1 pseudogene is annotated in these 243 nt (G+C 71.2%); it reads right to left on the reverse strand.

Annotated features, from left to right (window positions below):
• A pseudogene (locus RYX56_RS26785) lies at window positions 1-243 on the reverse strand (hypothetical protein); the annotation flags it as partial.

Genomic DNA, 243 nt, shown 5'->3' on the forward strand with positions numbered 1-243 from the left:
TTGTACTTGATGCCGCCGTCGCGCGGCGGGTTGTGCGAGGGGGTAAGCAGCAGGCCGTCGGCCTGCGCTCCGCCTTGGCGGTTATGGGTCAGGATGGCGTGCGACACCGCCGGGGTCGGGGTGAAGCCGTCGCGGCTGTCGACCAGGATCTCGATGGCGTTGGCGGCCAGCACCTCGATCACCGTGCGCCAGGCCGGCTCGGACAGGGCGTGGGTGTCGCGGCCGATGAACAGCGGACCGGCG

It is taken from the genome of Alkalihalophilus lindianensis, from assembly GCF_032843265.1.
Taxonomy (GTDB): Bacteria; Bacillota; Bacilli; order Bacillales; family Bacillaceae_D; genus Alkalihalophilus; species Alkalihalophilus lindianensis.